The organism is Actinocrispum sp. NPDC049592, from assembly GCF_040675465.1.
Taxonomy (GTDB): domain Bacteria; phylum Actinomycetota; class Actinomycetes; order Mycobacteriales; family Pseudonocardiaceae; genus Kibdelosporangium.
The window spans coordinates 13,973-28,478 of sequence record NZ_JBFAPA010000007.1 but is presented as its reverse complement, the minus strand read 5'-3'; the positions used below and the strand labels follow the sequence as shown (position 1 = coordinate 28,478).

Below are 14,506 nucleotides of genomic sequence, written 5' to 3'. Positions count from 1 at the left end.
CCGAACACAAAGCCAGAAATATACAAAACGACGACCAGCAACGCGAGGGCCGAGTGAGCACTGGTTCGCCCGAACAAAAGGAACAACCACCGACCAAGAACGAAGACGGAAACGCGGAGAAGAACAAAACCGCCCGATACGGCATGATCGGCGTTATCGTTGCCGCCGCAATCGCAGCAATAGCGGCCATCTCCGCCGCCATGATCAGCAAATCGCAACCATCATCTTCCACTTCCGCCGCACCATCATCGACCTCCGTCCCCCAGACCACATCCGTATCGACCGGTACTCCGCCCTCAACGACAGTGGCCACGACGTCGTCCGACGCCGGACGTCACACGTTTCCCGAGACGGCGGGAAACAGGAAAGGGAGCCTCACTTTCCGCGACAACAAGGGCTCGGCCTCGGGCAGGGGTTCAATTCCCTACAACACGACCGTTCAGGTGGAGTGTTACGCCGAGAACTTGTCGGATATGGCCAGTATCAACGTCTTTTACAAGATCTCCGGCGGCACATGGGACAGCCTTTACGCACCTGCCAACACTTTCATGAACGGTGACGCCCCCGGGACGGCCGGAACCCATGACATAGATCCAGTTGTCCCGCCATGCCGTTAGCGCTCAAGCAGTTGTGAGGCACAATGGACGACAAGAAGCCGCCGTCGGAGACCAAAAGATCGCGCCGAGCGATACTGTTGACGGTCGCGGCGGTCGCAGCCATCGCGATATTGGCCGCGCTTCTCATGTGGCCGCACGATGCCACTCATCCCGAGGATCTCAGCATGGACCAAACACCATCGGGACGAGCGACACCCCCGTCCACCAGCCAGGCGGATACCGGCCCACAACCCACACCGCCACCCGAAACACCACAGCAACCTCCCACCCTGCCGGCAACACCAGCCCCCGGCACCCAGAAACCAACGGGAACCGGTGCCCACCCCACCAGCCGAGGCACAGGCCCTGGCACCGGCTCCGGCGGTGGAGGCCGGAGTGGTGTGACCATCTCTGATCCGCCGAGCACCACCTCGACCTCAACCGTGCACCCCAAAACGCACGACGAGGTCGGAGCAAACCACAGCGGCTCCAAGACCTTCACTGACACCAAAGGAATGAACCAGGGCCCGAACACCATCTCGTACGGCCAGACGGTTCAGGTGTCCTGCAAGGTCTACGACGACACAATGCCCTCGGCGAACCCAGACGGCTATTGGTACCGAATAGCGTCCCCACCGTGGAACAACAAGTACTACGCAGTCGCCAACACCTTCGCCAACGGAGACCCCCTAGGCGAATCGGGCCCAACAAACACCGACCCCACAGTCCCAAACTGCTAGCTCCACCCCAAACAACCTGGAGCACCATCGCCCACCACCAAAAGCGCCCTCGTCGAGCGAGCCCTGCGATCGGTGACGTGGGAGCGATCCGCAATTGCCCGTAACGGCCCGCCAAAGCGGCGCCCGTCGGGCGAAGCCCGCCATCGGGGGGCTTGGGGGTCGTCCCCCAAAAATTGGACGGACGACCCGGCGAAAGTGCGAAGCACTGAGCAGGGTCGTCCTGAGGATGTGGGCGCAGCAGGGTTCGAACCTGCGACCCCTTGCTTGTAAGGCAAGTGCTCTTCCGCTGAGCTATGCGCCCGGGTGGCCGGGCCGGTGCTTGCGGACCGGCCGGCCTGATGTCTAGATCATGCCAGTTCTGTCACGGCTTTTTTCCAGGCCGACTGGTCGCGGGGCTCGCCGGGCTGGTTGACCTCGGCGAAGCGCACGACGCCCTGCTTGTCGATGAGGAACGTGCCGCGCAGGGCCATGCCGGCGCCCTCGTTGAACACGCCGTAGGCCTGGGCCGTCGCACCGTGCGGCCAGAAGTCGGACAGCAGCGGGAAGGTGTAGCCCTCCTGGTCCGCCCAGGCCTTGAGGGCGAAGGGGCTGTCCACGGACACGCCGAGGACCTGCACGTCCGCATTGGTGTAGTCGGCCAGCTCGTCGCGGGCCTGGCACAGCTCGCCCGTGCAGATGCCGCTGAAGGCGAACGGGTAGAACACCAGCAGCACGTTCTTCTCGCCCTGGAACGACGACAGGCTGACGTCCTGCTTGTTGTAGTCCTTGAGCGTGAAGTCCGGGGCCTGCGAACCGACCTCGACCGCCATGCTTCCTCCCAGCGCGTACGCATCTTCTGGTCGAGGCCAGCCTAGTACGCCGCCTGAGCGTCCAACCCAGGCGGTCGCCTTGTGGGAACGTCAGCGCCGGGTGCTGGCCGACTTGGGGGATACGAGCCGGCTGCCCATCCAGTCCTCCCCCACGCTGATGTTCGAGGTCTGCGCCATTCCCGCAGTCGACACGGCCTCGGCGATCTCACTCGGCTCGACGTGCCCGTCCCGGCCGTTCTTGGGCGTCAGGACCCAGATGACACCCGCGTCAGCGAGGGGTTTGCGCACGTCCAGGAGTGTGTCGGCGAGGTCGCCGTCGTCTTCGCGCCACCACAGCAGCACGACGTCGACTACTTCCTGGGCTTCCTCGTCCAGCAGGTCACTGCCACTGCGATCCTCGATCGCGGCGCGGACCTCGTCGTCGACGTCCTCGTCCCAACCGATCTCCTGGACGACTATGCCTGGCTCGATGCCAAGCTTCTCGGCGACGCCTACTTTGCCGGCGTCTCCCGCGGCCACCACGGCTCCCACTCCTCCAACTGACCCGATGCGGAACCGGAAGGCTCCGCGTGTTAGGCGATAGCGAACACTTTCAGTACCCAAGTGCGCAACCGTCCACACCGGGATAAGCCCCAACTGTGTCCATGCCCGGGTCCAAGTGCGCGCACACTACGGTTGCCATGTGTCCGTGCCGGGTAGACGCCCTACCACCTTGGCGAGTGTGGTCCACACCGCCATCGGGTTACTCACCAGTAGTGATGACGTGCGCCTGGATCGGGACGAACATTGGCACTGAGGCACGCCTACCGGGTTGAATTGTTCGTCCGGCCGGCTTGAAACACCATGACATACCAGGCGAGGAGATCCCTTGGCCCCGCAATCGAACAACAGCAGCACGGGCACCCCGAGCAGGGTGCACGTCATCCGCGACGGCCTCGCCGCCCACCTGCCGGACATCGACCCGGAGGAGACGTCGGAGTGGCTCGAGTCGTTCGACGCCGTGCTGAAGGACGGCGGCCAGCAGCGAGCGCGCTACCTGATGCTCCGGCTGCTGGAGCGCGCGCGTGAGAACCGCGTGGGCATCCCGTCGCTGACCAGCACCGACTACGTCAACACCATCCCCACCGAGCAGGAGCCGTGGTTCCCCGGTGACGAGGAGGTGGAGCGCCGCTACCGGGCGTGGATCCGCTGGAACGCCGCCATCACCGTGCACCGCGCGCAGCGCCCCGGGGTGGGCGTCGGCGGTCACATCTCGACGTACGCGTCCAGCGCGACCCTCTACGAGGTCGGTTTCAACTGGTTCTTCCGTGGAAAAGATCACCCGGGCGGGGGTGATCAGGTCTTCTTCCAGGGGCACGCGTCGCCGGGCATGTACGCCCGCGCGTACCTGGAGGGCCGGCTGTCGGAGGACCAGCTCAACGGGTTCCGCCAGGAGTACTCGCACGGCGGTCCCGGCGCGGGCCTGCCGTCGTACCCGCACCCGCGGCTGATGCCGGACTTCTGGGAGTACCCGACGGTGTCCATGGGCCTTGGCCCGATGAACGCCATCTACCAGGCCCGGTTCAACCACTACCTGCACGACCGGGGCATCAAGGACACGTCCGACCAGCGGGTGTGGGCGTTCCTGGGTGACGGCGAGATGGACGAGCCGGAGTCGCGCGGCCTGATCCACGTGGCCGCGAACGAGGGCCTGGACAACCTCACGTTCGTGATCAACTGCAACCTGCAGCGGCTGGACGGCCCGGTCCGCGGCAACGGCAAGATCATCCAGGAGCTGGAGGCGTTCTTCCGGGGTGCCGGCTGGAACGTGATCAAGGTGATCTGGGGCCGCGAGTGGGACTCGCTGCTGCACGCCGACCGCGACGGCGCCCTGATCAACCTGATGAACACCACGCCCGACGGCGACTACCAGACCTACAAGGCCAACGACGGCGCCTTCGTCCGCGAGCACTTCTTCGGCCGTGACCCGCGCACCAAGGAACTGGTCACGCCCATGAGCGACCAGGAGATCTGGAACCTCAAGCGCGGCGGCCACGACTACCGCAAGGTCTACGCGGCCTACAAGGCGGCCACCGAGACGCACGGCCAGCCGACGGTGATCCTGGCCAAGACGATCAAGGGCTACAACCTCGGCACGCACTTCGCCGCGCGCAACGCCACGCACCAGATGAAGAAGATGACCCTGGACGACCTGAAGGGGTTCCGGGACACGCTGCGGATTCCGCTGTCGGACGCGGACCTGGAGAAGGACCCGTACCTGCCGCCGTACTACCACCCCGGCCTGGAGTCCCCGGACATCCAGTACATGCTGGAGCGGCGCCGCCAGCTGGGCGGGCACGTGCCGGAGCGGCGGTCCAAGGCCAAGGCGCTGGTGCTGCCGGGCGACAAGGTCTACGACGTCATCCGCAAGGGCTCGGGCAAGCAGGAGGTCGCCACCACGATGGCGTTCGTCCGGCTGGTCCGCGACCTGGCCAAGGACCCCGAGATCGGGCCGCGGATCGTGCCGATCATCCCGGACGAGGCCCGCACGTTCGGCATGGACTCGATGTTCCCGACGCAGAAGATCTACAACCGGCTCGGCCAGCTGTACACGTCGGTGGACGCGAAGCTGATGCTCGCCTACAAGGAGAGCGACACCGGCCAGATCCTGCACGAGGGCATCAACGAGGCCGGCTCGACCTCGTCGTTCACCGCGGTGGGCACCTCGTACGCCACGCACGGCGAGCCGATGATCCCGATCTACATCTTCTACTCGATGTTCGGGTTCCAGCGGACCGGTGACGGCCTGTGGGCGGCGGCCGACCAGATGGCCCGCGGGTTCGTCCTCGGCGCCACCGCCGGGCGGACCACGCTGACCGGTGAGGGCCTGCAGCACAATGACGGCCACTCGCTGCTGCTGGCAGCCACGAACCCGGCCGTCGTCGCGTACGACCCGGCGTGGTCGTTCGAGGTGGCGCACATCGTGAAGGACGGCCTGCGCCGGATGTACGGCGACCAGGCGGAGGACATCTTCTACTACCTCACCGTCTACAACGAGCCGTACGTGCAGCCCGCGGAACCGGAGAACCTGGACGTGGAGGGGCTGCTGCGCGGCCTGTACCACTACGCGGACGCACCGCAGGGCGACGGCCCCAAGGCGCAGATCCTCGGCTCTGGCGTGGCCATGCCGTGGGCGCTGAAGGCCCAGCAGCTGCTGAACGACGAGTGGGGCGTGCAGGCGGACGTCTGGTCGGCGACGTCGTACTCGGAGCTGCGGCGGGACGCGGTCGAGGTGGACCGGCACAACCTGCTGCACCCCGAGGCGGAACCGCGCGTGCCGTACGTCACGCAGGCGCTCTCGCAGGTCAACGGCCCGATCGTGGCGGTGTCCGACTGGATGCGCGCCGTTCCGGACCTGATCCGACCGTGGGTGCCCACCGACATGGTGACCCTGGGCACCGACGGGTTCGGCTTCTCCGACACCCGCCCGGCCGCCCGGCGCCACTTCCTGGTGGACGCCGAATCGGCCGTGGTGGGCGTGCTCGCGGCGCTCTCGCGGCGCGGTGAGGTGGACAAGTCGGTCGTGGTCGAGGCGACCCGGAAGTATCAGCTGGACGACGTGTCCGCGGCCGGCCCGCAGACCTCGGACCCCGGTTCGGCCTGATTCCGAGCAGTGGACTGGCCCTCGCTTCGTGCGGGGGCCTTTCCCGTTTCCGGGGCCTTCAGCCACACCAGCAGTGACAGCAAGCTGACGACACCCGTCACAGCGAACGCGCCTTGGTACGACCACGCGTCGGCGATGGCACCGGCTGCCAAGGGCCCCACAATCGCCCCCAGGTCCGCCGTTGCCTGGAACGCTGCCAGCACAGCGCTTCCGCGTACACCGACGCCGATAACGTCGGCCACAGCGGCGCTATGACCGGGGTTCAGCAACCCAGACCCTATGCCGGTCACCAACGAAGCCACCATGAACAGCGGCACTGACGGCGCAAATCCCATGGCCAACGAGCCCACGGTGAGGACGGCAAGTCCTGCGATGGCTACGGGTTTGCGTCCTCGCCGGTCGGCCAGCCGTCCCGCGATCATCAGGAACGACGCGGTCCCGACAGCGAACGCCGACAACGCCAGCCCCACCAGGGTCTCGCCCTCGTGTAACTCCAGCACTACGAACAACGGCACCAAAGCGAAGCGGACGCCGATGACCGACCACCCGTACGCGAACGACGAGAACAGCGCCGCGATGTAGGCCCTGTTCCGCAAGGCCACGCGAACCGTCAGCTCTGGCAGATCGCGCGTCGCCGAGGGCGCGGCCAACGGCGACTTCCGCAGGAACCACCACGAGAATACGGCGGCGCCGAACGTGGCCAGTCCGTAGACCACGAACGGGAACCGCGTCGACACGTTGGCCACCACGCCACCCACCAAAGGCCCCGCGATGTTGCCTAGCAGGAAGCTCGTGGCCCACATGCCCGACACGCGTCCGCGCAGTCCCACTGGCGTTAAACGCAACACCAGGGTCTGTGCGGACACCGTGAACATGACCGAGCCGATGCCGCCCAACGACCGGAACAGCAGCAACTGCCAGTACGACGACGCCCACGCGCACGCCGCAGTGGCCGCAGCCGCAAGGATCAGCCCCGTCACGTACACGGGCTGTTCCGAGAGTTTCGCGACCAGCCATCCGCCCGCGGGCGCGAAAGCCAGCCGTACCACCGAGAACGCGCTGACGACGAACGCCGCCGCGGTCACGCCGACGTTGAAGCTCGCCGCGAGGGACGGCAGCACGGGCGAGATGACGCCGTAGCCCACGGCGATCAGGAAGATGGCGCCCAGCAGGATCCAGACCTCGCGGGGCAGCCGCTCCCTCACCAAGTCGGTGTGCCGGCGACCAGGTGGAACTGGGCTCGCCCATCAAGAAGCAACGGCACCAAGGCCTGCGTCACTGGGACGAGCCTGCCGTCGTGCCATGGAACTGACCACACACCATGCAGTATCAGCTTGTCCTTCACTTGCGCGTACTGCTCCGCGGTCAACGTGTATGCCCGTGGTGCCGGGGCCACCTGAGTAGGTGGTTGGTTGTCCGCGCCGTCGAAGTAGACCTGCTTCGGCACGGTTACGCGGCTGAGAGTCGTCGCCGTCTCGACCTGGACGCGTCGTTCGGTGATGAGCTTGAACGTCGCCGCGACAGCGGAGAGGTGGGACTGCACGCGCTGCTGGGGTGTGCGGGAGATGTTGGTTTCCACTAGCAGGCCCAGAGAGTGCTTGAGGCCTGCCGTGTTGCGGAGGATGCGTTCCTGACCGTCGCCCGCGATCTGCTTGATCGGCTCACCGGTCACCGGGTCGGTCCAGATGCCGTAGACACCGGAGGTGTGCCCGCCAACCTCCACCGCGGGCTTGATGTACTGCCGTGACAGGATTTCCGCCTCGTCGTGCACGCGTTGGGTCGCGTTGAGGTTGCGCGGCCACAGCCACAGCACGTCCTTGTCGTAGTACAACGGCGTTGGCCCGAACTCGTGCAAGTCGTGCACCACATCCGGCTTGTAGTCCCGGATCACCGCGGCGATCGCGCGGCCTTCCGGGGTGTCGAGGGCCATGTGGTCGCGGTTGATGTCGACGCCGTTGGCGTTCCCGCGCGTGTCGGCCTCGCGACCATCAGGGTTCGCCGTGGGCACGAACAACACCGTCACCCCGGCAGGCACACGGGAGTACGCCAGGTCCCGCAGTTTGATCAGGCACGCTTCACGGCCCGCTGGTTCGTCACCGTGCTGACTACACAGGAACAGCAGCACCGTCGGCCCGTGCCCGAGCCGAACCAGGTTCAGCGGACGGCCCTGCACGGTTGATCCGATCCGGCTGACCGCCGCCTTGCGGGAGATCTGGGTCAGGAAGGCCTGTTCCTCGTCGAAGGTGGTCCACTGCCCGGTTCGCTCGAACCCGGTGCGTGGGACCTCCTCCGCAACCGCCGGTAATCCGACAACCAACAATGCTGTGATCAGCGCCAGGATTTTTCGGACCATGACTAGGAACGTGACAAAGCGGGCGTCCGCGTGTCAATAGCCGACCGGCGCCAATCGATGAAGCCCCACACGACCAGACCGGCGAAAACGGTGTAGATGGCGGCGCTGAACCAGAGGCCCGAGTCGATCTGCAGCGGCACGCCGACCGCGTCGACCAGCAGCCACACGAGCCAGAACTCGACCAGCCCGCGGCCCTGCAGCCAGAACGCGACCGCGGTCCCGGCGAAGATCCCGGCGTCCGGCCATGGCGCCCACGACGCGTTGAGCGCCTGGAGCAGCAGGGCACCGCCGACGGTTCCGGCGGCGAGCACGCCCACGATGACCAGGCGTTCCGTCCACGAGCCGTACCGGACGACGACGCCGTAGACCGCGTCCTTGCGGCGGGTCCAGGCCCACCAGCCGTAGACCGAGATGAGCAGGATGATGATCTGGCGCGCGGCCAGGCCACCGAGGTGAGCCGAGATGTAGACGCTGAACAGCAGCACGGTCGCGGCCACTTGGACCGGCCACGTCCAGAGCGTGCGCACCTTGGCGAGGAACACGACGGTGAGCGCGAACACTTGGCCGATCAGCTCGGCGAACGACGCCCACTGGCCGAAGACGGTCAAGCCATGGTCCAGCAGGAACCCCACAGTGCCTCCTCACCCCGCAATACGGGGTGAACACTGTCATCGGTCCGCGGTATTCCCGGCCACGGTGTGACCACTCTCTCGGACCAGCGCCTGCCAGTCCCGCCGCGGCGACTGGATCGCGCCCAGCGAGACGATCTCCCGGCCGGACAGGAAGGTCGTCATCCAGTCGAGCAGCACGCGCAGCTTGCACCCGGCGGTCGGCACGCGGCTCCAGTGGTAGAAGCGATGCATCAGCCAGGCGGGCAGACCCTTGAGCTTGATGCCATAGACCTGCGCGACCCCCTTGTGCAGGCCCAGACTCGCGACCGAACCGACGTGTTTGTGTTTGTACGGCTTCAGTTCCTGGCCGCGGATGGTGGCGATGATGTTGTCCGCCAGGACTTCCGCCTGGCGGACCGCGTGCTGCGCGCTCGGCGTGCACAACGAGTCCACTCCGGACAGGTCCGGGACCGCCGCGCTGTCGCCCGCGCTCCAGATGCCCTGCAGCCCCCTTGCCCGCAGGGTCTCCGTGCAGATGAGGCGGCCGCGGAAGTCGATCGGCATCCCCGAGCGCATCGCCAACGGGTTGGCCTTCACGCCCGCGGTCCAGACCACGGTGTCCGCGTCGAACTCCTCACCGGTCGACAGCACGACGTGCCCGTCCCTCATCGAGGTCACCGTCGTGCCGAGCTTGACCTCCATCCCCCGCTCCCGCAGCCGGCGGATGGTGTACTCGGACATGGCCTTGCCGATCTCCGGCAGGATCCGGCCGGACGCCTCGACGAGCACCCACCTCATGTCCGCCCTGGACAGTCCAGTGTGGACTTTCAGCGCATACCGCGCCATGTCCTCCAGTTCCCCGAAAACCTCGACCCCCGCATACCCACCCCCGACGACAACAAAGGTGAGCACCTTCTTGGCAGCACAGCCGCTGGAAGCGACATCCAGCCGCGACAAGACGTGATTGCGCAGGTAGATGGCCTCAGCGAGGGTCGAGAACCCGATCCCGTGCTCAGCCAGACCCGGCACGTTCTGCACACGCGTGACCGACCCCACCGCGAGCACAAGCTGGTCATACCCCATCTTCACCGGCTCACCCTCGCGGGGAACGACCGTCGCCGTCCTCCCCTCATGATCGACAGCGGTGACCTTGCCCGTGATCACCCGGCACCCACGCAGAACCCGCCGCAACGGCACAACAACATGCCGTGGCTCCACCGACCCGGCAGCAGCCTCAGGCAGAAACGGCTGATACGTCATGTTCGGCTCCGGATCCACCACCGTCACCACAGCCTCAGCGCCCCGAAGCCGCCGCTGCAACCTCAGCGCCGTGTACATCCCGACGTAGCCCCCACCGACGATCAAGATGTGTGTCATGCCACCAACCCTGCCCGTCCTGGTGGCACCCCCACCTCCCCACCCAGACCGGCCGCCATCCCTCCCAAGCGTGATTCCCGGCCAGGACCTAAGTCCCGCGAACACGATCGGGGGACAGGAGTGGCGGTGTGATCAAGAACAGTCCATAGTGGATCTACCGGTGGGGACCGGGGAGAAGGCGGCCTGAGAGTCAAGCGCACCAAGACTCTCAGGCCGCCTAGTTCGCTCGGCAGCACCCTGCTCGGTGCTCGCAGGCTCACACCTCGCCGGGTCGCTCCGGATGATGTTGGGGGCCGAGCCCTCCAGACCCCCACGTGCCGCCTTCGGCGGCCCCGCCTCCCAGCCGGGTTTGCCGCGCTTCGCGCGGGGGCTCGCGCTTCGCGCCATCGCCGGCGCTAAGGCAACACCACCGCCGACCCCACATCCCGATCCGGCGCTCCGCACCGACCTCGCACTTCGCGCCATCGCCGACCCGCCGCCACCGGCAGGCCCGCGCCGCGCGCCAACACGGCGCCTCGGGTGGGGCTGCGCTTTGGGCCTTCGCCGGCGCAGGGCCACGGCACCGCCTCCGGCCCCCGGAATCCAGCCTAGGACCACTCACCCGCACCAAACCCCGCCCTAGCCCAAGCTGGGGACAACCACACACCCTGTGGACCACTCCCACCAGAATGATCTTGAACAGCCCGGAGTGTCGGGGGTGATCGGTAGGGTGGGAATCGGGGGCCGGAGGCCAGCGGGGTTGCACGCGGGGCTGGGGGTGGCGTGCGAAGCTGTGGGGATGAAGAAGGTGGGCGCTGGGATTTCTGCCAAGACTCTCGCTGAGTTGGAGCGGGCGTCGGGGAAGCTCGCGTCCGCCACGTTGGCTGCGATGGATGCGCAGTTCGCGTGGTTCAGCCGGATGCCCGCCGATCAGCGGGCGTCGGTCCTGCTCATCGCGCAGTCTGGTGTGGCCGGGTTCACCGCGTGGCTCAAGGATGAGAACGAGGCGCTGCGGCTGACCACCGATGCGTTCCGGGCCGCTCCTCGTGATCTCAGCCGGTGGATCAGTCTGCGGCAGACGGTCGAGCTGGTGCGGGTGGCGTTGCAGGTGTTCGAGGCGAGTGTTCCCGATCTGGCCGCGGACGTTCACGAGCGCTCGGTGTTGTCCGAGAAGGTGCTGCGCTACAGCCGGGAGGTCGCGTTCGCGTCGGCGATGTCGTATGCGAGTGCGGCGGAGGCGCGGGGTGCGTGGGATGCGAGGCTCGAGGCCCTGGTGGTCGACGGGATTGTCCGTGGCGACACCGAGGAGGCCCTGCTTTCGCGGGCGACGGCGCTGGGGTGGGACCCGGCTGCCGAAGCGACGGTCCTGGTCGGCAACCGCCCCAGTGACGACCCGCCGACAGTGGTCTACGAGGTCCGCAGCCGAGCGGCACGGGCGGGCCGAGCGGTCCTGTTGAGCGTGCAGGGAACCAGGCTCGTCGTCGTCCTCGCAGGCCCGACCGACGAACTCACCGAGGAGCGCCGCGGCCGGACCTCGAGCAAACCCGTCCTCGACCGGATCACGACAGCGTTCGGCGAAGGCCCGGTGGTCGCAGGCCCCACGGTCGCGAGCCTCGCCGAGGCACACCGAAGCGCGGCGGACGCCCTGTCGGGGTTCCGGGCGGTGGTCGGCTGGCCGGCGGCGCCCAGGCCGGTGCGGTCGCAGGATCTGCTGCCGGAACGGGCTCTCGCCGGTGACCCGGAGGCCGAGTGGCAGCTGGTCGACCGGATCGCGCGTCCGCTTGAGGACGCGGGCGGTAGCCTGCTCGAGACCGTCACCACCTACCTGGAGGTCGGCGGGGTCCTGGAGACGTGCGCGCGGCAGCTGTTCGTGCACCCGAACACCGTCCGGTACCGGCTGCGGCGGGTGGCCGAGCTCACCGGCCGCAACGCCAACGACCCGCGCGACGCCCTGGTCCTGCGGATCGCCCTCGCGGTGGGCCGGCTCGCCCGTGCACGGGGCCTGTGGTGACACAGATAACGCTTGTCCGGTAAAAGTGACCCCTGTTCACGTCGACAACGTTTTCGCGTTTCAGCGGGTCATCCGCCGTTAACCTTTGTAGACACCCTACAAATCTCGGGGCGGGACTTGGTAACTCACGGCATTCTGATGCTCGGTCGTCAGAGTGTTCAGTTGGTGGTGTGATCGCGATACTCGCGCCCGGCCAGGGCTCCCAGACACCAGGCATGTTGTCCCCGTGGCTTGAGCTCGACGGCGCCGAGGAGCGCATCGCGGCCTGGTCCGAGCAGGCGAAGCTGGACCTGCGCACGCTCGGCACCACCGCCACGGCGGAGGAGATCGTCGACACCTCGGTCACCCAGCCGCTGGTCGTCGCGGCCGCGCTGCTGGCGCAGGCCGAGCTGGAGAAGCGGTTCGAGCTGCCCGCCGAGACGATCGTGGCGGGTCACTCGGTCGGCGAGCTCGCCGCGGCCGCGGTCGCGGGCGTGCTGACCGCCGACGACGCGGTCGGTCTGGCCGCGGTCCGCGGCCGGGAGATGGCGGCGGCGTGCGCGCTGCACCCCACCGGCATGACGGCCATCCTCGGCGGTGACCCCGGTGAGGTGGTCGCGAAGCTGACCGAGTACGGGGTGGAGCCGGCCAACATGAACGGCGCGGGCCAGATCGTCGCCGCGGGCGACCTCGCCGCGCTGGAGAAGGTGGTCACCGATCTGCCGCAGGGCGTGAAGTTCCGTACCCTCAAGGTGGCCGGCGCGTTCCACACCCACTACATGGAGCCCGCGCAGGCGAAGCTCCGCGAGTACGCGAGCCACCTCAGCACCGCCGACCCGGTGAGGACGCTGCTGTCCAACGCCGACGGTGGCGAGGTGGGCAGCGGTGCCGAGACGCTGGAGCGCCTGGTGAACCAGGTGACCCGGCCGGTGCGGTGGGACTCGTGCATGGCCACGCTGGGCGCGCGTGGCGTGACGGCGGTCGTCGAGCTGCCCCCGGCCGGTGCGCTGGTCGGCCTGATCAAACGAGAACTCCCGGAGGTCGCGCGCGTGCGGCTCAAGACCCCGGCGGACTTGGACTCCCTGGCGGAGTTCGTGGAGGCGAAGTAAGTGAGCAGTACGCTCAACATCTCGACCGGCCCGGCCGGCAGCCGGATCCTCGGTGTCGGCAGCTTCCGGCCGGACACGGTCGTCACCAACGACGACCTGTCGCAGCGGATGGACACCAGCGACGAGTGGATCCGCACCCGGGTCGGCATCGTCGAGCGCCGGTTCGCCGGCCCCGATCTGTCCCTTGTGGACATGGCGGTGGCCGCGGGCGGCCGCGCGATCGAGGACGCCGGGCTGCAGCCGTCCGATCTGGACACCGTGATCGTGGCCAACTGCACGATGCCATCGCCGATCCCGAACGCGGCCGCGCAGGTGGCCGACCGGATCGGGGTGAAGGCCGCCGGCGCGTTCGACCTGAACGCCGCCTGCGCCGGGTTCTGCTACGCCCTGGCCACCGCGTCCGACCTGATCCGCTCCGGCTCGGCCGGGCGGGTGCTGGTGATCGGCGCGGAGAAGCTGACCGACTGGGTCGACGCGACCGACCGGGCGAACGCGATCATCTTCGCCGACGGCGCGGGCGCCGCGGTCGTGGGACCGTCCGACGAGCCGGGCATCGGCCCGGTGGCGTGGGGCAGCGCGGGCGACATGGTCGACATGATCTACAACCGGGACAACCGGTACATCTACCAGGAGGGCCAGACGGTCTTCCGCTGGGCCACCACCCAGATCGCGCCGATCGCGTTGCGCGCGCTGGAGCTGGCCGGGTTGCAGCCGTCCGATGTGGACGCTCTCATCCCGCACCAGGCCAACCTGCGCATCGTCGAGGCGATCGCCAAGAAGCTGCGCGCGGCCGGCGCCAAGGAGAAGATGGAGGTGGCCGACGACATCATCTACACCGGCAACACCTCGTCGGCCTCCATCCCGATCGCGCTGGACCACATGCGCAAGGCCGGCCGGGTCAGCACCGGTGACGTGCTGCTGATGGTCGGGTTCGGCGCGGGCCTGTCCTACGCGGGACAGGTCGTGATCAGCCCGTAGACTCCCCTCCGGCAGTGTGCCGGATGGTTGATTTGACGCAACAGAAAGGGAATTCGATGGCGAACGAGGAAATCCTGGACGGCCTGGCCGACATCGTGGAAGAGGTCGCCGGCGTGGCCAAGGATGACGTCACCGTCGACAAGTCCTTCGTGGACGACCTGGACATCGACTCGCTGTCCATGGTGGAGATCGCCGTGCAGGCCGAGGACAAGTTCGGGGTCAAGATCCCGGACGACGAGCTGGCGAACCTCAAGACGGTCGGCGACGCGGTCGACTACATCAGCAAGAACAGCGTGTGACAGGAGCCGACGCGACCGCCGG

General features: G+C 67.5%; 12 protein-coding genes and 1 tRNA gene. 6 read left to right on the top strand and 7 right to left on the bottom strand.

The genetic code is table 11. From position 1 onward, the window contains the following. Nucleotides 1-53: 53 nt before the first annotated feature. Nucleotides 54-617 carry a hypothetical protein gene (locus tag AB0J95_RS19080; protein ID WP_364758924.1) on the top strand — a complete coding sequence of 188 codons (564 nt, stop codon included), beginning with the start codon at nt 54-56 and terminating at the stop codon, nt 615-617. A 948-nt stretch (nt 618-1,565) separates the two neighbouring features. Here the strand turns inward: AB0J95_RS19080 and AB0J95_RS19075 are convergent. From AB0J95_RS19075 to AB0J95_RS19065, 3 genes are all read right to left on the bottom strand, one after another. Further along, a tRNA-Val gene (locus tag AB0J95_RS19075) sits at nt 1,566-1,637 on the bottom strand. A gap of 46 nt (nt 1,638-1,683) precedes the next feature. After that, entirely contained in the window at nt 1,684-2,145 is a 462-nt protein-coding gene (locus AB0J95_RS19070) for a peroxiredoxin (RefSeq protein WP_364758921.1), read from the bottom strand. Nucleotides 2,146-2,235: 90 nt separating this feature from the next. Beyond that, a complete protein-coding gene (locus tag AB0J95_RS19065) occupies nt 2,236-2,667 on the bottom strand; it encodes a DUF3052 domain-containing protein (protein ID WP_364758918.1) in 432 nt (143 codons plus the stop codon). A gap of 346 nt (nt 2,668-3,013) precedes the next feature. Between AB0J95_RS19065 and aceE the strand changes: the two genes are divergently transcribed. Continuing rightward, nucleotides 3,014-5,788, top strand: coding sequence for a pyruvate dehydrogenase (acetyl-transferring), homodimeric type (gene aceE / locus AB0J95_RS19060; protein WP_364758915.1), 2,775 nt, complete (start codon nt 3,014-3,016; stop codon nt 5,786-5,788). Here the strand turns inward: aceE and AB0J95_RS19055 are convergent. The 4 genes from AB0J95_RS19055 to AB0J95_RS19040 are packed head-to-tail and all read right to left on the bottom strand — an operon-like array spanning nt 5,731 to nt 10,129. Further along, nucleotides 5,731-6,993, bottom strand: coding sequence for an MFS transporter (locus AB0J95_RS19055; protein WP_364758912.1), 1,263 nt, complete (start codon nt 6,991-6,993; stop codon nt 5,731-5,733). The two genes, aceE and AB0J95_RS19055, sit on opposite strands and share 58 nt — an antisense overlap. After that, nucleotides 6,990-8,141, bottom strand: coding sequence for a M14 family metallocarboxypeptidase (locus AB0J95_RS19050; protein ID WP_364758909.1), 1,152 nt, complete (start codon nt 8,139-8,141; stop codon nt 6,990-6,992). Before AB0J95_RS19050 ends, AB0J95_RS19055 begins: the two co-directional genes overlap by 4 nt. 2 nt (nt 8,142-8,143) lie before the next feature. After that, nucleotides 8,144-8,773, bottom strand: a complete 630-nt coding sequence (locus AB0J95_RS19045) for a nicotinamide mononucleotide transporter family protein (protein WP_364758906.1) — start codon at nt 8,771-8,773, stop codon at nt 8,144-8,146. Between the two features lie 36 nt (nt 8,774-8,809). Next, a complete protein-coding gene (locus AB0J95_RS19040) occupies nt 8,810-10,129 on the bottom strand; it encodes an NAD(P)/FAD-dependent oxidoreductase (protein WP_364758903.1) in 1,320 nt (439 codons plus the stop codon). Nucleotides 10,130-10,907: 778 nt separating this feature from the next. Between AB0J95_RS19040 and AB0J95_RS19035 the strand changes: the two genes are divergently transcribed. The 4 genes from AB0J95_RS19035 to AB0J95_RS19020 all read left to right on the top strand — a co-directional run bounded on the left by AB0J95_RS19035 (nt 10,908) and on the right by AB0J95_RS19020 (nt 14,484). Further along, the gene (locus AB0J95_RS19035; protein WP_364758900.1) at nt 10,908-12,119 is read left to right on the top strand and encodes a helix-turn-helix domain-containing protein; all 1,212 of its coding nucleotides are present in this window, start codon (nt 10,908-10,910) and stop codon (nt 12,117-12,119) included. A 170-nt stretch (nt 12,120-12,289) separates the two neighbouring features. Then, nucleotides 12,290-13,207 carry an ACP S-malonyltransferase gene (locus AB0J95_RS19030; RefSeq protein ID WP_364758897.1) on the top strand — a complete coding sequence of 306 codons (918 nt, stop codon included), beginning with the start codon at nt 12,290-12,292 and terminating at the stop codon, nt 13,205-13,207. Further along, nucleotides 13,208-14,185 carry a beta-ketoacyl-ACP synthase III gene (locus tag AB0J95_RS19025; RefSeq protein WP_364758894.1) on the top strand — a complete coding sequence of 326 codons (978 nt, stop codon included), beginning with the start codon at nt 13,208-13,210 and terminating at the stop codon, nt 14,183-14,185. A 56-nt stretch (nt 14,186-14,241) separates the two neighbouring features. Continuing rightward, the gene (locus tag AB0J95_RS19020; protein ID WP_364758891.1) at nt 14,242-14,484 is read left to right on the top strand and encodes an acyl carrier protein; all 243 of its coding nucleotides are present in this window, start codon (nt 14,242-14,244) and stop codon (nt 14,482-14,484) included. Nucleotides 14,485-14,506: the final 22 nt, after the last annotated feature.